At 70.0% G+C, this 24911-nt stretch carries 20 protein-coding genes and 1 pseudogene; 6 read left to right on the forward strand and 15 right to left on the reverse strand.

All coding sequences use genetic code 11. The annotated features are described in order from the left end of the window. Nucleotides 1–39 precede the first annotated feature (39 nt). The 3 genes from ACAV_RS13180 to ACAV_RS13190 all read right to left on the reverse strand — a co-directional run bounded on the left by ACAV_RS13180 (nt 40) and on the right by ACAV_RS13190 (nt 2670). A complete protein-coding gene (locus ACAV_RS13180) occupies nt 40–621 on the reverse strand; it encodes an RBBP9/YdeN family alpha/beta hydrolase (protein ID WP_013595074.1) in 582 nt (193 codons plus the stop codon). 208 nt (nt 622–829) lie between these two features. Further along, nucleotides 830–1534 (reverse strand): hypothetical protein, encoded by a 705-nt coding sequence (locus ACAV_RS13185; RefSeq protein ID WP_013595075.1) that lies wholly within the window; start codon nt 1532–1534, stop codon nt 830–832. Nucleotides 1535–1734: 200 nt separating this feature from the next. Further along, nucleotides 1735–2670, reverse strand: coding sequence for a LysR family transcriptional regulator (locus ACAV_RS13190; RefSeq protein WP_013595076.1), 936 nt, complete (start codon nt 2668–2670; stop codon nt 1735–1737). A gap of 139 nt (nt 2671–2809) precedes the next feature. Here ACAV_RS13190 and ACAV_RS13195 point away from each other — a divergent pair, with 139 nt between their 5' ends. Further along, nucleotides 2810–3451, forward strand: coding sequence for an FMN-dependent NADH-azoreductase (locus tag ACAV_RS13195; protein ID WP_013595077.1), 642 nt, complete (start codon nt 2810–2812; stop codon nt 3449–3451). A gap of 84 nt (nt 3452–3535) precedes the next feature. Here the strand turns inward: ACAV_RS13195 and ACAV_RS13200 are convergent, their stop codons facing one another. From ACAV_RS13200 to ACAV_RS13215, 4 genes are all read right to left on the reverse strand, one after another. After that, nucleotides 3536–4090: an NADPH-dependent FMN reductase gene (locus ACAV_RS13200; RefSeq protein WP_013595078.1), complete on the reverse strand. Its 555-nt coding sequence runs from the start codon at nt 4088–4090 to the stop codon at nt 3536–3538. A gap of 125 nt (nt 4091–4215) precedes the next feature. After that, the gene (locus ACAV_RS13205) at nt 4216–5013 is read right to left on the reverse strand and encodes a MetQ/NlpA family ABC transporter substrate-binding protein (protein ID WP_041828766.1); all 798 of its coding nucleotides are present in this window, start codon (nt 5011–5013) and stop codon (nt 4216–4218) included. 133 nt (nt 5014–5146) lie between these two features. Continuing rightward, nucleotides 5147–6712, reverse strand: coding sequence for a methyl-accepting chemotaxis protein (locus tag ACAV_RS13210; protein ID WP_013595080.1), 1566 nt, complete (start codon nt 6710–6712; stop codon nt 5147–5149). Between the two features lie 103 nt (nt 6713–6815). Next, a complete protein-coding gene (locus tag ACAV_RS13215; protein ID WP_013595081.1) occupies nt 6816–8108 on the reverse strand; it encodes an SGNH/GDSL hydrolase family protein in 1293 nt (430 codons plus the stop codon). Nucleotides 8109–8338: 230 nt separating this feature from the next. On the opposite strand from ACAV_RS13215, the gene ACAV_RS13220 reads away from it, so the two are divergent. Together ACAV_RS13220 and ACAV_RS23825 are read left to right on the forward strand one after the other, a co-directional pair. Next, nucleotides 8339–9289 (forward strand): IS110 family RNA-guided transposase, encoded by a 951-nt coding sequence (locus ACAV_RS13220; RefSeq protein ID WP_013595082.1) that lies wholly within the window; start codon nt 8339–8341, stop codon nt 9287–9289. A 187-nt stretch (nt 9290–9476) separates the two neighbouring features. Then, nucleotides 9477–10334 (forward strand): helix-turn-helix transcriptional regulator, encoded by an 858-nt coding sequence (locus tag ACAV_RS23825; protein WP_013595083.1) that lies wholly within the window; start codon nt 9477–9479, stop codon nt 10332–10334. Nucleotides 10335–10397: 63 nt separating this feature from the next. Here ACAV_RS23825 and ACAV_RS13230 read toward each other — a convergent pair whose 3' ends face one another. The 4 genes from ACAV_RS13230 to ACAV_RS13245 form a co-directional block, all read right to left on the reverse strand. Then, entirely contained in the window at nt 10398–11063 is a 666-nt protein-coding gene (locus ACAV_RS13230) for a methionine ABC transporter permease (RefSeq protein WP_011795636.1), read from the reverse strand. A 4-nt stretch (nt 11064–11067) separates the two neighbouring features. Then, entirely contained in the window at nt 11068–12120 is a 1053-nt protein-coding gene (locus ACAV_RS13235) for a methionine ABC transporter ATP-binding protein (RefSeq protein WP_013595084.1), read from the reverse strand. A 304-nt stretch (nt 12121–12424) separates the two neighbouring features. Beyond that, the gene (locus ACAV_RS13240; protein WP_041828767.1) at nt 12425–14491 is read right to left on the reverse strand and encodes a hybrid sensor histidine kinase/response regulator; all 2067 of its coding nucleotides are present in this window, start codon (nt 14489–14491) and stop codon (nt 12425–12427) included. 134 nt (nt 14492–14625) lie between these two features. After that, nucleotides 14626–15879 carry an MFS transporter gene (locus ACAV_RS13245; protein ID WP_041828768.1) on the reverse strand — a complete coding sequence of 418 codons (1254 nt, stop codon included), beginning with the start codon at nt 15877–15879 and terminating at the stop codon, nt 14626–14628. A gap of 95 nt (nt 15880–15974) precedes the next feature. On the opposite strand from ACAV_RS13245, the gene ACAV_RS13250 reads away from it, so the two are divergent. The 3 genes and pseudogenes from ACAV_RS13250 (at nt 15975) to ACAV_RS13260 (ending at nt 17814) form a co-directional block, all read left to right on the forward strand. Beyond that, the gene (locus ACAV_RS13250; protein WP_013595087.1) at nt 15975–16997 is read left to right on the forward strand and encodes a LysR family transcriptional regulator; all 1023 of its coding nucleotides are present in this window, start codon (nt 15975–15977) and stop codon (nt 16995–16997) included. An 89-nt stretch (nt 16998–17086) separates the two neighbouring features. After that, nucleotides 17087–17287, forward strand: a pseudogene (locus ACAV_RS13255) (arsenate reductase/protein-tyrosine-phosphatase family protein); the annotation flags it as partial. 311 nt (nt 17288–17598) lie between these two features. Further along, entirely contained in the window at nt 17599–17814 is a 216-nt protein-coding gene (locus ACAV_RS13260) for an arsenate reductase/protein-tyrosine-phosphatase family protein (protein WP_434799805.1), read from the forward strand. 30 nt (nt 17815–17844) lie between these two features. Here the strand turns inward: ACAV_RS13260 and ACAV_RS23830 are convergent, their stop codons facing one another. From ACAV_RS23830 to ACAV_RS13280, 4 genes are all read right to left on the reverse strand, one after another. After that, the gene (locus ACAV_RS23830; RefSeq protein WP_013595088.1) at nt 17845–18852 is read right to left on the reverse strand and encodes a hypothetical protein; all 1008 of its coding nucleotides are present in this window, start codon (nt 18850–18852) and stop codon (nt 17845–17847) included. Nucleotides 18853–19017: 165 nt separating this feature from the next. Beyond that, nucleotides 19018–20478: an efflux transporter outer membrane subunit gene (locus tag ACAV_RS13270; protein WP_013595089.1), complete on the reverse strand. Its 1461-nt coding sequence runs from the start codon at nt 20476–20478 to the stop codon at nt 19018–19020. A 3-nt stretch (nt 20479–20481) separates the two neighbouring features. After that, nucleotides 20482–23652, reverse strand: coding sequence for a multidrug efflux RND transporter permease subunit (locus ACAV_RS13275; protein WP_013595090.1), 3171 nt, complete (start codon nt 23650–23652; stop codon nt 20482–20484). Nucleotides 23653–23667: 15 nt separating this feature from the next. Then, a complete protein-coding gene (locus tag ACAV_RS13280; protein WP_013595091.1) occupies nt 23668–24849 on the reverse strand; it encodes an efflux RND transporter periplasmic adaptor subunit in 1182 nt (393 codons plus the stop codon). Nucleotides 24850–24911: the final 62 nt, after the last annotated feature.

Here is a 24911-nt window from a genome sequence, read left to right on the forward strand (position 1 = left end):
CAGCGTGGCGCATAAGGCATCGCGAAACGAGCCCTGCCCTCATGCCGCCGAGCGCACCGGCTCCACGCCGCCGCCCGCTCCCCAGGCCACGTCTTCCGTCAGGGAGTGCAGCAGGGCCCAGCCGAGCGGCCACTCTCCGTGGCCCGAATCCACGTTGATGTGCCCGGCCTGCTGCAGCCGGACGAATTCGCTGCCCCAGGCCCGGGCGTAGGCGCCGGCCAGGCGGATGGGGCAATACGGGTCGTTGCTGCTGGCCACCAGGATGCTGCGATAGGGCAAGGGCGCATAGGGCACGGGTGCGAAATCGCTGAGCACGGCCCGGCGCTCCGGGTCGGCGGGCGCCACCAGCAGGGCACCCGTCACGCGGGAGCGTGCCTGCGGGCCCATGTGTGCCGATGCGATGCAGCCCAGGCTGTGTGCGACGATGACCACCGGGTGGGGCGCCTCCAGCACGGTGCGCTCCAGCGTCCGCACCCAGGCCTCGCGCGTCGGGGTGATCCAGTCGTCCTGCACGACCCTGCGCGCTCCAGGCAGGCGATCGGCCCAGAGGGTCTGCCAATGGCCGGGACCGGAGTCGCGCCAACCCGGCACCACGATGATGGAGCGGTCCGTGCCGGTCATGGCAGCCTCCGCACGGGAGGAGACGTCCGGGCGGCCGGCGCCGCCGCCATGGGACGGCAGGGGTACTGCCGACACGGAGGTTCGCTGTGGGGGACTGCTGCAGCCATGGGCATCGCTCCTTTGCATGCATGAATTGGAGCGATTCTGGTGGGGCAGCTATAAAACCCAAACGAATATCTGGTTCTGAATTTATGAATATCTCATCTATTCAGAGGGGCTGCCGACGATCACCCGCATCCCACAGCAGCAGGAGAACCTGCCATTGCGCCGCCACCAGGGCGAGGTAGGCGAATAGTTCCGCCCACTCTTCCACGACCACGGCCCGGCCCTGCAGGAAGCCAGCCACCGGAATGCCCAGATGCCCTTCGGCATAGGTGCTGAGCGCGGCAGCCAGCAACAGGACGGCCAGTTCCGGCCATGCGAATTGCCGGGAGCGTAGCAAGGCCGGCACGGCCTGCAGGACCCGCGAACGCAGGAGCACCCAGGCACACCACGCGAGTACGAGGAGCGCCAACGGGGCCACCGCGGGCTTGTACCAGAGCACCGAGGAGGAATAGACAGGCCCCTCTGCAGAGAAGCCTATCGGGGGCAGCAACGCTGCGCCCCAGCTCAGCTCGCGTGCCGCCATCAGGCACCAGACCGGCGCCGAGGCCAGCGCGAGCCCTTTGGCCACCGGGCCCGCCATGCGCCCGCGGGCGACCAGCACGGCCATGCAGGCACCCGCCAGCAGAAGGACCACCTGGGAGTCTTCCAGCAGGCCGTTTTCCCAACCGGCTGAGACGGGAAGGACGGACGCGACCGCGCCGCTGAGCGCCAGCCCCAGGAGCATGAAGGCCAGCCACAGCCGGCGCCAGAGGACGGATTGCGGAGGAACGTGGAACGTCACCGGGGACGCGGAAGCAGCGGTGTTCATGGACGGACGGAGGGACGGCAACGAAGGCCCTGCATGGCAGGGGTGCACACGCGCGGCGGGGCGGCAGCCCTTGCATCCCCATCACCAGGGATGTCGCTGCGCGTACGTGATTTACCGAAGAGTCCACAAAGTGACCGATCAGTTACGAAACAGTGTACGGCACGTGTGTAAAGCGCGTGTAATGCAACGCGCGCAGGGGATCAGGCAGTGCGCGTGTCGCCGCGCCGGCAGACCACCTCGTTGTGCCCGGGAACGGTTTCACCGAGGAAGTCCAGGAAGCGCCGCACGGCCGGGGCCAGGCCGCGGCGCGACGGGAACACGGCGTGCACCACCCCGCGCGGGGTGGACCAGCCGGGCAGGATGCGCACCAGGCGCCCTTCACCCAGTTCGGCCTGGCACATATAGTCGGGCAGCCAGCACAGGCCGGTGCCGGCGAGCGCGGCGAACTTGAGGGTGAGCAGGTCGTCCGCCACGTACCGGGGAGTGAGCTGCACCACCTCTTCCTGGCCTTCCGGTCCGACCAGCCGCAGGCTGGAGCGGCCGTCCATGGCGGACATGGCCATGCTGTCCAGCCGCGCCAGCCCGGCCACGCTCGTCGGCGTGCCCTGCCGGGCCAGCAGCGCGGGACTGGCCACCAGCACCTGCCGGGCATCGTCGAGCCGCTTGACGACCATGCTGCCGCTATCGTCCAGGTTGGGCCGCACGCGCAGGGCCACGTCCACGCCCTCTTCCACCAGATCGACGGCCCGGTTGGTGACCTGCATCTCCACCCGCACCTGGGGATGGCGCTCCAGGAAGATCGGCATCAGCTCGCCCAGCACTGTCTGGGCGAGCGTGACCGGGCAGCTCACGCGCACCGTGCCGCGCGGCTCCGTCTGGACCTCGGCCACCGCGTCGGAGGCGGCCTGCGCTGCCTCCCGCACCGCTTGGCAGTGGCGCAGGTAGGACTCGCCGATCTCCGTGAGCGACAGCTTGCGGGTGGTGCGCTGCAGCAGGCGCACGCCCAGTTGCGCCTCGAGGTCGGACACGCGCCGCGACAGCCGGGATTTCGGGATGCCGAGCGCACGGCCCGCGGCCGCGAAGCCGCCCCGCTCCACCACCTCGGCGAAGTACAGCATGTCGTTCAGGTCTTGCATGGCCATGGCTCCCTGTCCATCGTCTCATGGATGGAACGATCTATCGTAAATGCTCTGCCTTATCAATGCATCCACACCGCCGCACAATCCAATCAACGCCACATGGTGTGGCCATTGACCCGACATCAGGAGAAATACCATGCAACTGCTGCACATCGACTCCGCCATCACCGGCAACGCATCCGTTTCGCGCCAGCTGACCGCCAAGACCGTGGCCGCCTGGGTGGCCGCCCACCCCGGCACCGAGGTGCAATACCTCGATCTCGTGGCGCAGGCTCCGGGGCATTTCACCATGGACGCGATGGCTCCCCGCACGGGCCAGACCGACGGGCTGAGCGAGTCGCAGCAGCGTGAGAACGCCGTGTCCGAATCGCTGGTGAGCCAGTTCCTCGCGGCCGATGTGGTCGTGGTCGGCGCACCCTTCTACAACTTCGGCATCCCCACGCAGCTCAAGGCCTGGATCGACCGCATCGCCCAGCCCGGCCGCACGTTCCGCTACGGCGCCAACGGCCCCGAAGGTTTGGCAAAAGGCAAGACGGTGATCGTGGTGTCGTCGCGCGGCGGCGTGTATTCCACGAGCGATGCCGGCCGGGCGCTGGAGCACCAGGAGAGCTACCTGCAGACGGTGTTCGGCTTCTTCGGCGTTACCGACGTGCGCTTCGTGCGTGCAGAAGGCGTGGCCATGGGCCCGGACGCCCGCGCCCAGGCGCTCTCGAGCGCCGATGCCGACATCCAGGCACATGCCGCGGTACCTGCCGCCACGCTGGCCGAAGCGGCCTGAACACCACGCTCCGGCCTGCGGCAGGCACCTGCAGCGGGCCGCCGCTGCAGCGGGCGTCCGGGGCGTCCGGACGCGAGGCCCCTGTCAGGCCTGCGCGTGGCGGCGCACCCAGGCCGCGTACTTGTCCATCCAGGTCTGGATGAACTGCCGGCTCGACTCGCCGATGCTGCCGTCGTCGGCGAACAGGCCATCCTTGGCCTGGATGAAGGCCTCGGGCTGGCCCAGCGTGGGAACGTCGAGGTAGGCGAGCACGTTGCGCAGGTGCTGCTGGGCGAGCGCGGTGCCGATGGCACCGACCGACACCCCGATCACGCCCGCCGGCTTGCCGCCCCAGACGCTCTGGCCATAGGGTCGGGAAGCATGGTCGATGGCGTTCTTGAGAACGCCCGGGATGGAGCGGTTGTACTCGGGCGTGACGAACAGCAGGCCCTGGGCCTTGGAGATCTCGGACTTCAGCCGCAGCACGGATTCGCTCTGGTGGCCGTCGTCATCCTGGTTGTAGAGCGGCAGGTCGTCGATGCGCACCTGCGTGAGCGTGAAATCGGGCGGCGCCAGCCTGGCCAGGGCATCGGCCATGCGGCGGTTGAACGAATCCTTGCGCAGGCTGCCCACGAGGACGGCGATGGTGTATTGGCTCATGGAGACTCCTTGAGTGGCTGGTAGAAGCAGCCGGGCCGCGCTGTGGCGCGGCCCGGCAGTTCTCCATGATCACGGCCCCGGGGCAGCCTGCCTGTCAGGCAAGCGCGCATTCGGGGCGCCGCCTCTTACCAGCCAGCGAGCACCGCCCCCTTGAACTGCGTGTCGATGTACTGGCGGATCTCGTCGGAGTGGTAGGCCTTCACGAGCTTGGCCACCCAGGGCTTGTCCTTGTCGGCCTCGCGCACGGCGATGATGTTCACATAGGGGCTCTTGGCGCTTTCCTGGGCGATGGCATCGGTCTTGGGGTTGAGGCCCGCGGACAGGGCGAAGTTGGTGTTGATCGCGGCGGCATCCAGGTCGTCCAGCGATCGGGCGAGCTGGGCGGCGTCCAGCTCCACGAACTTGAGCTTCTTCGGATTGGAGGTCACGTCCAGCGGCGTGGCCTTGAGGCCGGCACCGTCCTTGAGCTTGATGAGGCCCTTGTCCTGCAACACCAGCAGCACGCGGCCGCCGTTGGTCGGGTCGTTGGGAATGCCGAAGCGCGCACCTTCCTTCAGGTCTTCGAGCTTCTTCACCTTCTTCGAATACAGGCCGATGGGGAAATTGACCGTGTAGCCCGCGGACACCAGCTTGTAGCCGCGGTCCTTCACCTGGGCGTCGAGATAGGGCTTGTGCTGGTAGCTGTTGGCATCGAGGTCACCGGCCGCCAGCGCCGCGTTCGGCTGCACGTAGTCGCTGAATTCGACGATCTGGATCTTCAGGCCGTCCTTCTCGGCCACCTTCCTGACCTGCTCGAAGATCTGCGCGTGCGGGCCGGCGGTCACGCCGACCTTGATCGGCTTGTCCTGGGCCATGGCGCCAGGGGCCAGCATCAGGGCGATCGACGAGGCAATGAGGGAGCGGAGCAGAAAACGCTTGTTCACAGGAGTGACTTTCCATTCGAAATGTGTGGAGGCGGATCGTATCGGCACGGGCCCGTTCCGCCAAAGAACGGGTTGTCATTTCCTCATGCCGGAAACCACCGGGCCGCCGCCGGCCTTCGCCAGCCCGGCCCGGTCAGGCCGCCAGCTTGAAGACGCCCACGGCCTGCGCCAGGTGGGCGGCCTGCTGCTCCAGCGTGCGCGAGGCTGCGGCCCCCTGCTCCACCATCGCGGCGTTCTGCCGCGTCGATTCGTCCAGCTGCGCGACGGCCTCGCCCACCGATGCGATGCCGCCGGTCTGCTCCGCCGTGGAGGCGTTGATCTCGGCGATGAGCTGGGCGACGCGTTCCACCTGGCCCACGATGTCGGCCATGGTGGAGCCCGCCTGGCCCACCAGGCGGGAGCCGTCGTCCACGCGCGCCACACTGTCCTCGATGAGCGCCTTCACCTGCCGGGCGGCCTGGGCGCTGCGCTGGGCAAGGCTGCGGACCTCGCTGGCGACCACCGCGAACCCGCGGCCCTGCTCGCCCGCGCGCGCCGCTTCCACCGCCGCATTGAGCGCGAGGATGTTGGTCTGGAACGCGATGCCGTCGATCACGCCGATGATGTCGGCGATCTTGCCGGAGCTCTCGGCGATCGCGGTCATGGTGGCCACCACCTCGCCCACGACCACGCCGCCCTTGCCGGCCGCGGCACTGGCCGATGCCGCCAGTTGCGCCGCCTGCCGCGAGGATTCGGCATTGCCGTTGACGGACAGCGTCATGCGCTCCATCGATGCCGTCGTGTGCTCCAGGTGCCGCGCCTGCGCCTCGGTGCGCTGCAGCAGGCCGGAGTTGCCCTCGGCGATCTGCAGCGCCCCGTGCGCCATGGACTCGGAAGCGCTGCGCACCCGTGCGACCACCGACGACAGGTTCTGCTGCATGCTGCCCAGGGAGGCCAGCACGCTGCCTGCGCGCGCCGTGGCTGCGCCCCGCACGGACCCCAGGTCGCCGGACGCCACCAGGCCCGCGACCTCCGCCAGGGCCTGCGGCTCCGCGCCCAGCTGGCCCGCGATGCTGCGCGACACGGCCCAGGCCACCAGCACGCTCGTGGCCAGCGCCAGGACCAGCGCGCCCACCATCACGGCGCGGAAGCCGCTCGCCTGCGCCATGGCCGTGGCGTTCTCGGCCTGGATGCGCGCTTCCTCGAAATCGATCAGCCGGTTGATGGCCGCCAGCCATTGCACGTACTGGGGCTTGGCCTGCGTCCAGAGCATTTCGCGCGCCTGGGCGTTGTCCTGGCCCGCGAGCGCCACGATGCGCTGCGTGGTCGCCACCGCCTGGGCCTCGGCCCGCTGGATGTCGGCGTAGAGGGGCGCCAGTTCCGGGCCCGCCCCGGGCGATCGGATGATGCGTTCCAGCGGGCCGGCGGACTGCGCATAGAACGCCGCGAGCGAAGCGATGACCGCCACCTCGCGTTCGCGCTCCTGCGGCGTGGCCGCGAGGACGACATCGCGCACGGCGATGGAGCGGTCGTGCGCGGAGCCCCGGAAATTGATGGCGTAGCGCTGGATCGGCACGTGTTCGGAGCCGTTGGCGGCCAGCGCCCTGTCGATAGCCTGTACCTTGAAGAGGGCGATGGCGGCCACCACGACCAGCAGCCCGACCACAATCCCGAAAGCGACGGTCAGGCGCCTGGCGACCGTCATGCGAGAAAAACCCATTGCGTCTCACCTGCTTGATTAAATGTGACTCAATGTTACGCAAGCGGAAGGCAGCGTGTGCGGCGGGTTTTCAATCACGCACATCGGCAGCGGCTATCCGGGGCTACCGGAACAGCGAAAGATCGATGGCATCGGCCATGGCCTGGTAGCCGGCATCGCCCGGATGCAGATGGTCGCCGCTGTCGTAGGCTGCCCGCATTCTGGACGGAGCGGCAGGGTCCCGCACGGCGGCGTCGAAATCGATGACGCCGTCGGCCTGCGATGCGCCGGAGCGGATCCAGTCATTCACGCGGGCGCGCTTGGCGTCTCCCGCCAGGTCGTAGTACGGGGACGGCTGCCCGTCGGGCCCCAGGGCGTGGTCGAAGGGCAGCAGCGTGCCCAGGATCACCTTGAGCCGTGCGGCCCGCCCGCGCTGCACCAGGGTGGCGAGCCCCGCGATGATCTCGTCCGCGGTGACCGCTTCGGAGGGCACGATGTTGGAGAAGCCGATGTCGTTGATGCCGATGAGCACGATCACGTGCGTGGCACCGGACAGCTGCAGCACGTCCCGGTCGAACCGGCCGAGGGCGCGGGGGCCGGCGCCGTCGTGCAGGATGCGGTTGCCCGAGATGCCCGCGTTCGCCACGCTGAGGCCCCGCAGGGACGGATCCGCCGCCAGGCGGCGAGCCAGCGCATCGGGATAGCGGCGCGAACCGTCGAGCGTGGAGGCCAGCCCGTCGGTGATCGAATCGCCGAAAGTGACTATCGTGCCCTGCGCGGATGTATTGCGCACGTCGATGCCGCTGACCCAGTAATAGGAAGTGGTGGGCGCGTCCGCGGGCGCCACGTCCTCGGCCGAAGCCACATTGCCGGTGGCCATGTACGTGTTGCGCATGCCGAGCTGGTGGTAGGTGCCGAGGGGTGTGCGCGGCCCGACGTAGAGCGAGACGGCTACATCGGACAGGCTGTCGAGCGGCATCGCGACGACGTCGCTCCACAGTTCCTGTCCGGCCGGGATGGTGACCGACGCCTGCCCACCGAAAGTCAGTGCCACGTCGGTTCCCGGCGCGATGCGCGTGCCGCCGGCGCTGCGCGCGATGCGCAGCGATCCCACCGCCAGCGCGCCGGGGCCGAACAGGTTGGAGATGCGCACCCGCACGCCGTCGCCTCCCGCGGCCAGGCGCATCACCTGCCGGATGGTGCGGTCCTGGACGAACGCCGGCGCCGGGCTGCCCAGCACCGAGACGGCGTTGTAGTCCGAGACCGGAGCGCTCCAGGCGGACTGCAGGACCGGCAGGCTGCTCCCGCCGCCCCCTCCCCCGCCGCAGCCCTGCAGGATCGCGCCCGCGCACAGCGCACCCAGCAGGGTGCGCCGACGGATGGGCAGGGAGGAGGAAGAAAGCTGCGCAGTCGCCATGAAGTGTCTCCTTATATGTCTCAGTTGGTTCAAACTTCAGTCGTCAAGGCAGGCCGGCCGGCCTTGGCCACTGAACGGGTTGACTCACCGCCGCGCAGCCTGTGTCTCCTGCGAGCGCGAGCTCGAATGACAGCCCAGGGCGCACGGTGGTGGTCCCTTTGTTCTGCCGCATCCCGAATGGTTGACCGAACACATTTCGTATTCGTAAGGCTGGGAGTTGGAGAACCGCTATGAGTGAACTCGTCTACGTGGGCATCGATATCGCCAAGAACAGCTTCGAAGTGGCTGTCACGGGCGAACTGCAGACGCTCAATCTGGCCAACGACGAAGCCGGCCATGCCCAGCTGTGCCAATGGCTCGCACCGCTGGCGCCCAGGCTCATCCTGATGGAGGCCACCGGCGGCTATGAGCAAGACCTCGCGCTGGCCTTGGCGGGCGCGGGCTTGCGCGTGTCGGTGGTCAACCCTCGCCAGGCACGCGACTTCGCGCGCTGCGTGGGCAAGCTGGCCAAGACCGACCGCATCGACGCGCAAGCTCTGCGCAGCTTTGCCTCGATGCTCGATGCGCAAGGCCACCAGCCTCGTGCCCTGGCCGACGACGAGCGCCGCGAGCTCACGGCCCTGGTGGTGCGCCGCAGGCAACTGCTGACCATGCTGGTGTCCGAGCGCCAGCGCCTGGGCGTGGCCCACCGCAAGGCCAAGCCCAGCATCCTGGCGATCATGGATGCCATCGCGGCGCAATTGCACGATGTCGATGACGAGCTCAAGGCGCATGTCCAGACTCACCACGCCGACCTGGCCAAACTGCTGACCTCGGTCAAGGGCGTGGGGCCGACGACCGCCTGCACGCTGCTGGCGCAACTTCCCGAACTCGGCCAGTTCAATCGCAAGCAGATCACGGCCCTGGTCGGTCTGGCGCCCATGAACCGCGACTCGGGCACGCTCAGGGGCCAGCGCCACATCTTCGGTGGCCGCGCCGACGTGCGGCGCGTGCTCTACGTCGCAGCCTTGGTCGGCACGCGCTTCAACCCCGTCCTCAAGGTGTTCTACGCCAAGCTGCTGGCCGCGGGCAAAGCCAAGAAGGTCGCCCTCGTGGCCTGCATGCATAAGCTGCTGGTCATCCTGAACGCGATCGCTCGCACCAGGTCGCCCTGGCGCGATGACTTTGCTGAGCGTCTTTGAGCTAGTCATTCAAGATGGTTGCTGTCGTTGTTCACCGGAATCCGGTGGCAGGCACGGTAGCAGCGGCTCCGCGGGCCGGTCTTTCAAAAACGTGCGGCCGCGTTCAAAAATTCCCCCAGGGAACACCCTGATCCGGTTGCGGTGGCGCTGTCAGCTTCCGCAAAGCCTGGCTTCCTAATATGCGTGCATGGACGCCCCCGCCATCTGCTCCGCCACGCCCTGCGCGAACCCGGTGGAACGCACGCCCGCCGCATGGCCCGGCCCGCCCATGGGCTGCTTCCGGCTCGATCGGTCGGGCACCACGCACATCGGCATGGTGCCGGTGGACACGGTCACGCTCTGGACCGGAGGCGCCTGCGATGTCGAAATGCGCTGCGACGGCCAGCGCCGCAGCTGGCGCCGCACGAGCGGGATGGTGGATCTGCTGCCCGCGGGCACGGTGGTGAGCGACGTGCGCTGGCGGGGCGATGCCATGGAATGCACCTGGCTCCACCTGGACGGCGCCCTGTCGCCGGGCCGGGACGGGATGCCGGCACGCACCGGCGTGCAGGACCCGCACATCACCGACCTGTTGCAGCGGCTGCAGGCCGAGGCCCTAGCGGGCATGCCGTTGGGCGCGGCCTATGTGCAGGCCCTCGCGCTCACGCTGGCCAGCTACCTGCGCGGACGCTACGGGAATGGCTCCGGCCAAGGACGCCCGGCGGCATCCGCTGGCGTGCCGCAGTTGCGCGGGCAATGGGAGCGCCTGCGGCTCTACATCGACGAACACATCGGGCAGCCCATCTCCGTGGCCGAGATGGCGCGCACGACCGGCTACAGCACGCACCACTTCGCCCGGCTGTTCCGACAGTCTTTCCAGAAGTCGCCGCACCAGTACGTGATCGAGCGGCGCATCGAGCGGGCCAGGCAGTTGCTGCTCGACCCGGGCCGCTCCGTGGCGGACGTTGCCGCCGAGTGCGGGTTCGCCACCCAGGCCCACCTGAGCAGCGCATTCAGGCGCCGGCTGGGCCTCACGCCAGGCGAGTTCCGCGCGGGGCGGGCGTGAAGCGCGTTCGCCGCCGCGCTCGCTGGCGGCGCACGCAGCGGGCGGCCGCCACCACCACGTTCATCAGCGGTGGCTCAACCGGCGCACCGCCCAGTCGCCCAAACTCTGAACGGCCTGCACGAAGAAGATCAGCACGACCACCACGGCCAGCATGATGTCCGGCAGGAACCGCTGGTAGCCATAGCGGATGCCCAGGTCGCCCAGCCCGCCGCCGCCGATGGCACCCGCCATCGCCGAATAGCCGGTCAGGCTGACGAAGGTGATTGTCAGGCCGGCCACGATGCCGGGCAGCGCCTCGGGCAGCAGCACCTTCCAGACGATCTGGGACGTGGTCGCGCCCATGGCCTGGGCGGCCTCGATCAGGCCCGGGTCCACCTCGCGCAGCGAGGCCTCGACCAGCCGGGCGACGAAGGGCGCTGCGGCGATGGTGAGCGGCACCACGGCCGCCGCAGTGCCGATGGACGACCCGGTGATCAGCCGCGTGAACGGGATGATGGCCACCAGCAGGATGATGAAGGGCGTGGAGCGCACGGCGTTCACGATCCAGCCCACGGTCTTGTTGACGGGGCCGTTCTCCAGCACGCCGCCGCGGTCGGTCAGGCGCAGGAACACGCCCAGGGGGATGCCGATCAGCGCCCCGACCACGCCCGAGATGCCCACCATGACGAGCGTCTCCCACAGCGAGGTGGCGAACAGCTCCAGCATCATTTCCGTAAAGTTCTCGAACATCGCGTCAGACTCCCGCTTCCACTTTCACTTCGTCCACCACCACGCCCTGGGCGCGCAACTGCGCCACGGCGGCCGCCAGGCGCGGGGGCTCGCCGCTCGCGTACACCGCGAGGGAGCCGAAGGTCTGGCGCTGGATCTCGTCGATCTGACCGTGCAGGATGGACAGGTCCAGGCGATGCTCCCGGATCAGCCCGGAGAGGATCGGCTGGTAGGCCCGCTCGCCCGAGTACGACAGGCGCAGCAGTTCGCCCGTCTCGCCCTCGGGCAGTTGCGCGGCCAGGTGGCGCACGTGGTCGAGCACGCTGGCGGGCAGCTCCTGCGGGACGATCTCGTCGATCAGGCTCTTGGTGATGGGCTGGCGGGGCCGCGTGAACACGTCCAGCACGGGGCCGATTTCCGCGATGCGCCCGGCGTCGATCACGGCCACCCGGTCGGCGATCTGCTTGACGACCTGCATCTGGTGGGTGATGAGCACCACCGTCAGGCCGAGTTCTTCGTTCACCTGCCGCAGCAGGGCCAGGATGGAGCGCGTGGTTTCCGGATCCAGCGCCGACGTGGCCTCATCGGAGAGCAGCACCTTCGGCCGGCTGGCCAGCGCCCGGGCGATGCCCACGCGCTGCTTCTGCCCACCGCTGATCTGCGCCGGATAGCGGTCCGCGAGGTGCGACAGGCCCACCAGTTCGAGCAGGGGGTTCACGCGCTCGCGGATGGCGGCCTTGTCCATGCCGGCCAGTTCCAGCGGCAGCGCGGCATTGCCGAACACCGTGCGCGAGGACAGCAGGTTGAAATGCTGGAACACCATGCCGATGTCACGCCGCGCGGCACGCAGCTCGGCATCGCCGAGTTGCGTGAGATCACGGCCCGCCACGATCACCTCGCCGGCCGTGGGGCGGTTGAGCAGGTTGATGACGCGCACCAGCGAGCTCTTGCCCGCGCCGCTGCGCCCGATGATGCCGAACACTTCGCCCGGCTGGATGTGCAGGTCGATGCCCCGCAAGGCTTCCACGGGACCGCTAGGCCCCTGGTAAATCTGGGTGATGCCCCGTAAGTCGATCATGGCAATGCGATCCCTTGTTTTTCCGGCAGCGGGCGGCCCGGGGGCCGGCGCGTGGGAGCAGGATCGGTTCTGGAGAAAAAGGAAACGGTGAAGAGAAAAGGAGCACCGCGCCGTGGACGGAACCATGGCGGTGCCCCGGGCGCGGAACCCGCGACTCTACGGCCTGTGCGGCGGAATGCCAAAGAACCAGAGGTTCGATGCAAAGACGCCGCGGTTATGAGGGAGGGGATTGTGCAACACCCGGCCCGCCCTGGCGCCGCAGCGGGGTTTCGCGGACTTCCCGGGGTTTCGCCGGCCAGCGCGTTCAGTGGCCGGGCGTGCCCACCATGTCCAGCACCTTCTTGACCAGCGCCTGGGCGTCGAAGGGCTTGACGATGAGCTCCATCCGGTGGGTGGACAGGAAGCCGGGGTCCATGGCCGCCTGCTCGGCATAGCCCGTCATGAGCAGCACCAGGATGCCGGGCAGGCGCTCGCGCGCGAAGTCCGCCACCTGCCGGCCGTTGGGCCCGGGCAGCCCCACGTCCGACACCAGCAGGTCGAAGTGGATCGCGCCCGACAGCATCGCCATGCCCTCGGCCCCCGTGCGGGCCGACATCACCTGGAAGCCGAGGTCGCGCAGCAGTTCGCAGACGAATTCGCGGACGGTGGCGTCGTCCTCCACCACCAGGACGGAGTCCGGACGCTTGCCTGCCTCGGCGCTGTCCAGCCCGGCCGGCGCCTCGCCGCTGACCTGCTCGGACGAGCGCGGGAAGTAGAGCGACACGCAAGTGCCGCGGCCCACTTCGCTCTCCAGCGCCACGGCGCCGCCCGACTGGCGCATGTAGCCGTAGATCATCGACAGCCCCAGCCCCGTTCCCTGGCCGATCGGCTTGGTGGTGAAGAAAGGATCGAAGGCCAGGTCCAGCACCTCCTTGGACATGCCGTGCCCCGTATCGCTCACCTGCAGGCGCACCAGGTCGCCCGGCGGCAGCCCGAGCGCCTCGCGCTCCTGCGGCGGCAGCGCCTGCGCTGCGCCGAGGTTGCCCCCGGTGATGCGCAGCCGGCCCCCCTCGGGCATGGCGTCGCGGGCGTTGATGGCGAGGTTGAGCACCGCACTCTCGAGCTGGTGGACGTCGGTGAGCACGGGCCAGAGCTCTGCCGGGACGTCGATGTCCAGCCGCGTGTTCTCGCCGCAGGTATTGGCCAGCATGGGCTCGAGATTGCGGATGGATGCGGCGACATCGACGGGCCGCACGTCCAGCGGCTGGCGCCGCGAAAAGGCCAGCAGCCGCTGCGTGAGGGCGGCGGCGCGCCGGGCCGACGACAGGCCGGCCTCCACGTAGCGGGGAATGTCGTCCATGTGGCCGCGCGCATGGCGCTGGCCGATCAGCTGCAGGGGCAGCACCACGCCCTGCAGCATGTTGTTGAAGTCGTGCGCGATGCCGCCCGTGAGCTGCCCGATCGCCTCCATCTTCTGGCTGTGCCGTACGCGCTCCTGCGATTGCAGCAGTGCCTCGGTACGGGCGCGCTCGTCGGTCACGTCGCGGCCCACGGCCTGCACGAAGCCGTCGCCGGGCACTGCCGTCCAGTCGATCCAGCGGTCCGCGCCGTTGCGGTGGCGAAAGCGCAGCGTGGCCTGGTGGCGCACGGCCTCGGCGAGGCGCTGCACGTCGCCCGGCACGCGCACTGCTTCATCGTCGTGGATGAAGGTCAGGATGCGCCGGCCGATGGTCTCGTCCTCGGAGTAGCCCAGCGTGGCCTGCCAGGCGGGGTTGACGGCAGCGATGGTGCCGTCGAGCCGCGTGACGACCAGCATGGCGTCGGACAGCAGCCAGAGCCGGTTGCGGTCGGCCGTGCGGTCGGCCACCTGCTGCTCCAGCGTGGCGGCCAGGTCCTGCAGCCGCTGCTGGGCCAGGAACTTGCCGGTGGTCTCGACCACCGTGTCCATGAAGCCCACCACGGTGCCGGAGCCATCGCAGACCGGGCTGTAGCAGAAGGTGAAGTAGGCCTGTTCGTCGTAGCCCTGGCGGCGCACCACCAGCGGGAAATCCTCCAGGAACACGGAATCCCCGGCGAGCGCGCGCTCGGCCAGCGGGCCGATTGTCTCCCACGCTTCGGCCCAGACATCGTAGAAAGACCGGCCCAGCGCTTCCGGCTTGGCCCCCAGGATGACGCGGAAGGCATCGTTGTAGATGGAGACCATTTCCGGCCCCCAGGCCAGGCACTTGGGGAAGCGCGACGCCAGCACCATCTGCACCGCCACCCGCAACGCCTCGGGCCAGGATGCCATGGGGCCGAGCGGCGTGGAGGACCAGTCGTGCCTGCGCACCCGCTCGCTCATTTCGCCGGCGGTCCGCAGGAAGTCGGAATGCGTGGGGGAAGGAACACTCATGTCGGGGGCGATGATGACATGGCCAAAGCGCCCCTCCGCACCAACCGCCATTGCGCCCGCAGGGGCACGAGGGGCTGTTCCGCCGACCGGAACACGGCCGAGCCGTGCGCCTTTCTGCCCAAGCCCGGCGGCGTTCAGGCCCGGGCGGCCCGACCGTGCGCATCGCCCATGCGCACGGCCAGCGCTGCCGCACAGGCCAGCGTGGCCAGCACGGCCACGCCGGACCAGCCCCAGCGGGCCATGGCCAGCGCACCGAGCGCGGAACCCGTGGCCATGCCGATGAACACGCCGGTGAACAGCAGGGCATTCAGGCGGCTGCGCGCGGCGGGCTCCAGGCCATAGACGAGGGTCTGGTGGGCCACCAGCGCCGCCTGGATGCCGAAGTCGAAACCGATGGCACTGGCCACCAGCAGGCCGAGCTGTGCCCAGCCGGGGAGCCAGTGCGCGGCCAGCAGCGAGGCGAACGACACCAGGGCCAGCCCCGATCCCAGTTGCGTGACCAGGCCGGGCCCGCGGCGGTCGGCCAGCCGGCCGGCCAGGGGCGCGGCGAGCGCGCCGGCCGCTCCGGCAAGGCCGAAGGCACCCGCCGCCGCACTGCCCCAATGGAACTCGCTGTGCAGCATCACGGCGAGCGTGGACCAGAAAGCGCTGAACGCGACCGACAGCAACCCCTGCGCGAGTGCCGCGCGGCGCAGCGGGCGCTGCGACCGCCACAGCCCGGCCATGGAGGCGAGCAGCGCGCCATAGCCCAGGTGGGTGGTGGGCGCGAAGCGCGGCAGCCAGCGCCAGGCGGCCACGCCCAGCAATGCGACAGCAGCAGCCGCTGCACCGTACACGGTGCGCCAGCCGAACGCTGCCGCGCCCAGGCCGCTCACCACCCGCGACAGCAGGATGCCCAGCAGCAGGCCGGTCATCACCGTGCCCACCACCTTGCCGCGCGCATGCGGGGCCGCCACGGTGGCCGCGGCCGGGACCACGTCCTGCGCGAGGGTGGCGGACAGGCCGATGGCGAGGCTGGCGGCCAGCAGCGCGGCGATGCCGGGGGCCGCGGCGCTGGCCAGCAGCGCCGCGGCGAGCATGGCCGCCTTGGCCAGGATGATGCGGCGCCGGTCGTACCGGTCGCCCAGCGGGGCGAGCAACAGGATGCCGAGCGCATAGCCCAGTTGTGTGAGGGTGGGCACGAGGCCGACGGAGCGCCCGTCCGCATGGATGTCCGGGCCCAGCACGCCGAGCATCGGCTGGCTGTAGTAGAGCGAGGCCACGCTCACGCCGGCGGTAGTGGCCAGCAGCAGGACCAATGCCGCCGGTACCTCGGCGGGTTGCGCGGTGCCGCCGGGGGCTGCAGGGGCCATGCCGGCAGAGTTATGCGTGGGATGAATGGAAGTCATAGGAATACGCCTGGGAAAGACAATGGCTGCAGTGTCCCCGCTCCTTAGGATATGCGGTAGCCTGCCGGTGCGCAGATCAGATATACGCCATACGCATGACAAATCCGTCCCTGCTCCTGAACGGTGCCGACCGCATCGAGTTGCTGCAGACCTTCGTCCGCATCGTGGACAGCGGCAGCCTGTCCGCGGCGGCGCGGCAGCTCGGCACCACCCAGCCCACCGTCAGCCGGCGCCTGCAGGCGCTGGAGCGCGGCATGGGCCTGCGGCTGCTGCAGCGCTCCACCCACGGCATGAAGCTCACGGAAGATGGCGAGCGCTGCTTCACCCACGCCAGGGAACTGCTGGCGCAGTGGCAGGCCATGGAGTCGGACCTGCGCGGCGCGCACGACACGCCCCGGGGCCTGCTGCGCGTGCAGGCGCCGCATGCCTTCGGGCAGGACCAGTTGATCGCGCCGCTGGCGGCTTTCCTGCGCCGGTACCCCGAGGTCTCGGTCGAATGGCTGCTGCACGACCGCCAGCCGGATTTCATCGCCGAAGGCATCGACTGCGCGATCCAGGTGGGGCCGGTGCGGGATCCGTCCGTCGTCGCCACGCAAGTGGCCGAGGTGCCCCGCATCGTGGTGGCCTCGCCAGGCCTGCTGGAGGCGCACGGCGGCGCCCCGCCGCACCCGCAGGGCCTGGGCGCCCTGCCCTGGCTGGCCCTGCGCACCTATTACCTGCGCGAGGTGGAACTGCATCCGGAGGCGGGCGACGCCTCCACGCCGACCTCCGCGGCGAAGCCGGACGGTACCGCCGGGCCGCAGGCCATCGCCATCCGCCCGAGGATGGCCACCGACAGCCTCCATGCGCTGCGCAACGCGGCACTGGCGGGCCTGGGCGCGGCCCTGGTGTCGGCCTGGGTGGTGCAGGACGACCTGCGCGCGGGCCGGCTGGTCCACGTCGTGCCGGGCTGGACGGCCGCCCCCCTGCCCGTGCATCTGGTCTATCCGCCCACCCGCCACCCGCCGGCGCGCCTGCGCGTCTTCCTGGAGGCGATGCGCGAAGCGATTCCGTCGATCGCCGGCATGCAGGCGCGGCGCGTGGCACCATCCAGCCCATCCTTGCGGCCACGACGATGAGCGACTCCCCCACCCCGTCCACCCTTCCGGACCTGGCCCCGCTGCGGAAGCGGACGGCCCGCGCCGACTCCGCCCCCGTTCGCATCCTCATGGTCTGCATGGGCAACATCTGCCGCAGCCCCACGGCCCACGGCGTGCTCGAGACAATGGCCGCGGACGCGGGCCTGGCCGGCAGGATCGAAGTGGACTCCGCCGGCACGCACGACTACCACGTGGGCGAGCCGCCCGACCAGCGCGCCCAGGCCCATGCGCGGCGCAGGGGCTACGACCTGTCTGCCCAGCGCGCCCGCCACCCAGGGCCTGTTAACACTATGCAAGGGGATCGCGTTGCTTCGCGAAGGGGCTGGGTGCAAGGCGCCTGGGCGTAGCAAGGCCGGGGCCTTGCAAGCACGGGCAACGCTGCAAGCGGCCCCTTCGCGAAGCAACCCGAAGGGAAGCCCATCACAGCCCGCCCCCCGGCGTTGCGCTCCTTGTACGTGTGGACACACGCACGGCGTCGCGCGCCTTGATGGGCGGGCTGTGATGGGCTTCGCGACCCCTTGCATAGTGTTAACAGGCCCCAGGCCGCCAGGACTTCGAGGATTTCGATCTCGTGCTGGTCATGGACGCCCGCAACGAGGCCGCGGCGCGCGCACTGTGCCCGCCGGCACGGCGCGGCCGCCTGCACCGCCTGACCGATTTCCGCCAGGCCCTGGCAGCGCACGAAGTGCCGGACCCGTACTACGGCGGGGCCGACGGCTTCGAGCACGTGCTGGACGTGGTGGACGTGGTGGAGGATGCATGCGCGGGCCTGCTGGCCGCGCTGCGCCCGGCCTGACGCGCACGCAAAGTTTCAGTATTTTTGGGACTATGCGAACCGTCCCAGCGCTTCCACGCCTCGGGCCAGACGGTCGGCCGTCCTTTGCGACACTTCATCGAAACGCACCGCCCTTTCGCCATCCGTGTACACCGTGGCAGGGTCGGTACTGACACGTGCATCAAAGATCAACTCGGCATCCTCCCTCAAGGCATGCATGGCGAGGCGGTCACCGAACGGTTCCGCACCCGCCCGACGCATGGCACTCGACCTCGGCAATTGGCTGGCGACCTCCGCCGACGACATGGGTTGAATCTGCTCGAAGTTTTCCGCCATCCTGTCCCACTCGGAACTGCCCGGCGCGAACGTGTCCACCATGCGTCCCTCGGAGGGTTGATAAGGCGTCCAGGAACCTGTGCGGGCGTCCTGCATGCGAGCTTCCGAGAGGGTCATGGTGGCCGGAACCACTGGCCACGGATCAATCACGACCGTGTTGCGTTCTCCCCAGCCTGGAACTCGGGGGTCACCGATCATGGTGTATGTGGTATTGAGGGTCCGCTGTCCTTCCCATACACGCACGACCGGCGCATTCAGTTCCGTTGCGTTGCCCTGCCGTCCCAGGCGCAGAAGAACAGCCGTTGTTGCGGACGCGTGCTCCGGACAGTTGCCTCCCTGGGAATGCTTCACGCGCTCCAGCTGGCTCTCCATGTTTCCCCGGGGCGCACGGTCATAACCCAGCTTCCGGCGGGCCCAGCTTTCCCCGCCCGTTCCGGCGATGTCCACTGCCTGACAGCCGGACCCCGACTGCATGACTCCGTCCACCACGTCATTGGCCATCTGGCCAATCTCCATATTGCGCAGGACCTGCGAATGCACCTGGACCTGCCTTCTCGGGAGGTCCTGCAGCAAGCCGAGTTGATGCCGACGTGTCGGCGTACTGACGCTGACCTTGGACCCATTCCCTGCGGAGAGGGCCATGGGATCCACCCCCGCACGCGAATAGGCCGCCGAGGAGCTGCTGGACGAGGAGCTATGACTTGACTTGAACCACTTTTTCATGAATCTTCCTTTTGCGAATGCCGGACTGGACCTGCGAGCTCACAGCCACGCAATGCAGTTGCATACAGTCATGCAGGCCTTTTCGGCTATGACAAGAAATATGCCCCGTTGCACTGCCTGCATACCGTGTTGACGCGAAGCAGAAGGCTCACAGGCGAAGCTCATTCACTGCTCGCGTTGCTCGGCCAACCCACCGCCCAGCGCCTTGTAGAGCGCCACGGCATTGCCGAGCTCCGCGCGGCGCAGGTCCAGCAGCGCCTGCTGCGCGGCGTACTGCTGGCGCCGGGCGTCGAGCAGCTCCAGCCGCCCTTCCGTGCCCGCCCGGTAGCGCAGTTCCGACAGTTCCACGCGCCGGGTGGCACTGGCCACCGTGCGCGCCTGGGCGTCGACCTGCCGGCCGTAGGTGGCCGCTCCCGCGAGCGCATCGGCCACTTCGCGGAAGGCGACCTGGATCGCCCGCTCGTACTGCGCCACCGCCTCGGAGCGCCGCACTTGTGCCAGGCGCAGTTCGCCGCGCAGGCGCCCCCGGTCGAACAGCGGCTGGGTGATCTGCGGCGCGAAGCGCCAGGTGCCCCAGCCCGCATCGAACAGGCCGCCCAGCGAATCGCTGGCGCGGCCGACGGACGCGGTGAGCGCGATCCGCGGGAAGAACGCCGCCCGCGCCGCGCCGACATCGGCATGCGCGGCAACCAGCGCCTGTTCGGCCTGCAGCAGGTCCGGCCGCGCCAGCAACAGCCCGGAGGGCAGCCCCGCCGGAAGACGGGCCGCGACGGGCCGCGCCTCCAGCGGCATCGGATCCGGCAGGCCTGCCGGAGGATCGGAGCCCAGCAGCAGCCGCAGGGCGTTGTCCGCCTGGTCGAGCGCCCGCTGGCGGGCCTCCAGGTCGGCCTCCGCGGAGGCGACCTGCCCTTCGGCCTGCACCACGTCCAGCCCGCTGTTCTGCCCGGCCTGCCGCAACAGCCGCGCCAATTCCAGCGACTGCCGCCAGTCGGCGAGGGTGTGCCCAGTGAGCCGGAGCTGCTCCTGCGCCAGCCGCTGGGCGAAGTACGCGTCCGCCACCGCGCCGACCAGGGCGATCCGCGCGGCGCGGTGGCCGTGCTCGCTGGCCAGGTACCGCGCCAGCGCCGCATCGGACAGTGACCGCACGCGGCCGAACAGGTCCAGCTCGAACGCGCTCACGCCCACGCTCAGGGCCGCCTGCCCGGAGACGGCCGCACCGGCGCCCCCGGCTGGGTCGGATCCGGTGCCGGCGCGTGCCCCGCGCTCGCGCGACGCGGAGGCGTCCAGCGCCACCTCGGGCCAGCGCGCGGAGCGCTGGATGCGGTACTGCGCCTGCACGGCTTCGGCCTGCAGCGCCGCCAGCCGCAGGTCGCGGTTGTGCTCCAGCGCGGCCGCGATCAGTTGCTGCAGCCGCGGGTCTTCGAACATGTCGCGCCAGCCCAGGTCGGACGCGGCGACATCCGGACGCACGGCGGTGCCCGGCGGGGGCGAGGCGGCGGCGGCGCCAGCACGGCCGCCGTAGTCGGGGAATACAGCGGGCACCGGGGGAGCCGGCCGCTCCAGCGGAGGAGCCAGCGTGCAGGCGGACAGCAGCGCCAGGAAGGGCATCATCGCAAGGATACGCATGGCTCACTGCCCTCCCGTGGTGGGAGCACCGGGTGCACCGGCCGGTGCCGGAAGGGCCTCCGGCGGGTTGCGGCGCGCGCGCCACGCGGCCACCCGCTCCTGCAACCCCATCACGAAGACGAAGAACACCGGCACGAAGAACACCGCCAGCAGCGTGCCGCTCACCATGCCGCCGAACACGCCGGTGCCGATGGCGTGCTGCGTCTCGGCGCTGGCGCCCGAAGCGAGCATCAGCGGCACCACGCCCAGCGCGAAGGCCAGCGAGGTCATCAGGATCGGCCGCAGCCGCAGCCGGGCCGCGGTGACCGCCGCATCGAGCAGCCCGCGCCCTTCCGAGTGCAACTGCCGGGCGAACTCCACGATCAGGATCGCGTTCTTGGCCGACAGGCCGATGATGGTGATCATGCCGACCTTGAAGAACACGTCGTTGGGCATGCCGCGCAGCATGACCGCCGCCACTGCCCCGACCAGACCGAGCGGCACCACCAGCATCACCGCCAGCGGGATGGACCAGCTCTCGTAGAGCGCCGCCAGCACCAGGAAGACCACCAGGGCCGACAGCGCCATGAGCAGCGGCGCTTGCGCGGCCGACTGGCGCTCCTGCAGCGACTGGCCCGTCCATGCCGCGGCGAAGCCCAGGGGCAGTTGCGCCACCAGGCGCTCCATCTCCGCCATGGCCGCACCGCTGGAGACGCCCGGCGCCGCGCCCCCGGCGATGCGCGCGGCGGTGAAGCCCTGGAAGCGCATCATCTGCTGGGGTGATTCGGTCCAAACCGGCGTGGCCACCTCGCCCAGCGGCACGAGGCCGCCCGCGGCATTGCGCACGCGCAGCTTCAGCACGTCGCCCAGTTGCATGCGCGCGGGGGCGTCGGCCTGCACGATCACCTGCTGCATGCGCCCGGCATTCGGGAAATCGTTGACGTAGGCCGAGCCCATCGCCGCCGAGAGCGTGGTGCTGATCGCATTGAACGACAGGCCCATGGCCTCGGCCTTGCGCCGGTCGATGTCCAGGCGCACGCTGCCCCCCGGCGGCAGGCCGTCGGGATAGACGTTGCGCAGCAGCGGGCTCTGCGCCGCCAGCTCCATCAGCCGGGCCTGCGCGGCCGCCAGGGCCTCCGCCCCGCGGCCGGCGCGGTCCTGCAGGAACATCGTGAAGCCCGACGAGGTTCCCAGCTCGTCGATGGCGGGCGGCAGCAGGCTCATCACCGTGCCTTCCGGCGTGTGGCGCATCGCCTCCTGGGCCCGCTCCGACTCATCGCGCGCGCTGGCGCCGCCGCGCTGGCTCCAGTCCTTGAGCATGGTGAACGCCATCGCGGCATTCGGCCCCGAACCCGAGAAGCTGAACCCCTGGATCACCAGGTTGGACGCCAGGCCCGGGCGGGAGGCCACGTGCGACTCGAAAGCCTTGACCACGTCCAGCGTGCGCTCGCTGGTGGCGCCAGTGGGCAACTGGATGGAGGTCATGAAGTAGCCCTGGTCCTCCTCGGGCAGGAAGGACGAGGGCAGCTGGCGCGCCGCCAGCACCAGCACCGCGCAGACCAGTGCGAAGGCGACCATCATGCGGCCGCTGCGCCCCGCCAGGCGCGCCACGCGGGCTGCATAGCCCTGCGACAGGCGCTCGAAACCACGGTTGAAGGCACCGAAGAAGCCGCGCCGCTCATGGTGGCCGGCAGCGACCGGCCGCAGCAGCGTGGCGCAGAGCGCGGGCGTGAGCGTCAGCGCCAGGAAGGCCGAGAACAGGATGGACACGGCCATCGACAGCGTGAACTGCCGGTAGATGACGCCCACCGATCCGGTGGCGAAGGCCATGGGGATGAACACGGCCGTGAGCACCAGGGTGATGCCGACCACCGCCCCGGTGATCTCCCGCATGGCCCGGACTGTCGCGTCCCGGGGCGACAGGCCCTCCGCGGCCATCAGCCGTTCGACGTTCTCCACCACCACGATGGCGTCATCCACGATGATGCCGATGGCCAGCACCATGCCGAACATGGTCAGCACGTTGATCGAGAACCCGGCCACCAGCATCACGGTGAACGTGCCCAGCAGCGCGATGGGCGCCACGATGGCCGGGATCAGCGTGTAGCGGACGTTCTGCAGGAACAGGAACATCACCGCGAACACCAGCACCATGGCTTCCGCCAGTGTGTGGAGCACCTTCTCGATGGAGATCTTCACGAAGGGCGCGGTATTGAACGGAACAGAAACCTCCATGCCCGCGGGCATGGTGCGCGCCAGTTCAGCCAGCCGGTCCTGCACGGCCTGCGCGGTGCGCACCGCGTTCGCCCCGGGCGAGAGCTGGATGGCGGCACTGGTGGCCACCCGCCCGTTCTCTCGGTTGGCGAAGGCATACGACTGCGCGCCCAGCTCCACCCGGGCGACGTCGCCCAGCACCACCTTCGAGCCGTCGGTGCCGGCCTTGAGCACGATCGCCGCGAACTGTTCCGGCGTGGACAGCTGGCCCTGCACCGTGAGCGGCACGGTAACGCGCTGGCCCGGCAGCGTCGGCGCATCGCCGACGCGCCCGGGAGCGACCTGCGCGTTCTGCTGCTCGATCGCCTGGGTGACGTCGCCCATCGCCAGGCCGTAGGACAGCAGCCGGGCCGGATCCACCCAGACCCGCATCGCCTGCTCGGCGCCGAACAATTGCACGCGCCCCACGCCGTCGATGCGGCGCAGTTCCTGCACGATGTTGCGGGCCATGTAGTCGTTGAGCCCCACCTCGTCGTAGCGGCCGTCGCGCGAGGTCATGCCGATCAGCATCAGGAAACCCGACGAGGCGGATTCCACCTGCAGGCCGCTCTGGCGCACGGCCTGCGGCAGGCGCGGTTCCACGGCCTTGATGCGGTTCTGCACGTCCACCTGCGCCAGTTCCGGGTTGGTGCCCGGCTTGAAGGTGGCGGTGATCTGCGCCGAGCCCGAGGTATCGACCGAGGACTCGAAGTACAGCAGGTTCTTGACGCCCGAAAGCTCGCGCTCGATCAGGCTCACCACGGAATCGTTCAGGGTCTGGGGCGTGGCGCCCGGATAGGACGCGAACAGGCTCACGGCCGGCGGCGCCACCGCCGGGTAGCGCGCGATCGGCAACTGCGGAATGGCGATGGCGCCGAACAGCACGATGAACAGGGCAATCACCCAGGCGAATACCGGGCGGCGAATGAAGAACTGGGGCATGGCTCGGCTCGGTGTTCAGCGGCTGGCCGCGGGCGCGGGGGACGATGCGGGTACACTCGCGGATGCGGCTGCCGCGCCGGGCACCGCCCAGTTGCGCGGCTGCACTTCCGCGCCGCCGGTCAGGCGCTCCGCACCCACCACCACCACCTGCTGCCCTTCCTGCAGCCCGGCCGCGATGCGGTAGCGCCGGTCCACCAGTTCACCCAGCTGCACCGGCACCGCATGCGCGCGCCGCTGTGCATCGACCACCCAGACGCTGGCCTGACCGCCCGTGCGCACCACCGCCTGCTGCGGCACCGTGAGCGCCCGGGCATAGGCCGCCCGCGGCACGCGCGCCTGCACGAACATGCCGGGCAGCAGGCGCCGCTGCGGGTTGTCTACCAGGATGCGCAGCAGCACCTCGCCGGTGCCGGCATCCACCGTGATGCCGGAAAACAGCATGCGCCCCTGCATCCCGAAGGGTTCGCCGTCACCGCGCAGGATCTGCACCGCGGCCTCCTGCACACCGCCCTCCGGCCCCGCCGCCGCCCGCAGGCCGTCCAGCGCCGACGCCGGCTGGCGCACGTCCACGTACACCTGCCCGATCTGGTGGATGCGCGCCATGGGCGAGGCATCGGTGGGCGAGACCAGCGCGCCTTCCGTCACCAGCGCCTGGTCCACCCGCCCCGCGATCGGCGCCTCCACCGTCGCGAACCGCAGGTCCAGCCGCCGGCGCGCGAGCGTGGCGCGGGCCTGCGCCACCTCGGCTGCGGCCTGGTCGCGCTGCGAGACCGCGTCGTCGTAGGCCTGCCGGCTCACGGCATCGGCCTGCACCAGCGGCTCCAGCCGTCCGGCCTGCAGGCGCGCCCGGGCCCAGGCCGCCTGCGCGCGCTGCAGCGCCGCCTCCGCCAGGTCGGCATCGGCCTGGAACGGCGCGGGGTTGATCCGGAAGAGCGGTGCGCCCTGCCGGATCTCCGCGCCCTGCTCGAACAGCCGGCGCTGCACGATGCCCCCGACCTGCGGCCGGATCTCCGCCGTGCGCACCGCGGCCACGCGGCCGGGCAGGTCGTCGGCCACCACGAGATCGCCGGGCACCAGCGTGGCCACGGACACCTGCGCCGGCGGCGCGGGGGCGTCCTGCGCCTCGTCGGTGCCGCAGCCCGCCAATACCAGCGCCGCCGCCATCATCGCGGCCTGCCGCCGTCGGGGGGTGTGCATATCCAGGGAATCCTTCGCGTGCGAAAAAGGCGCTACTGTGGCGTCCCACGGCTGCGAAGGAT

Origin of the sequence: Paracidovorax avenae ATCC 19860 (genome assembly GCF_000176855.2) — a bacterium.
GTDB classification, from domain to species: domain Bacteria; phylum Pseudomonadota; class Gammaproteobacteria; order Burkholderiales; family Burkholderiaceae_C; genus Paracidovorax; species Paracidovorax avenae.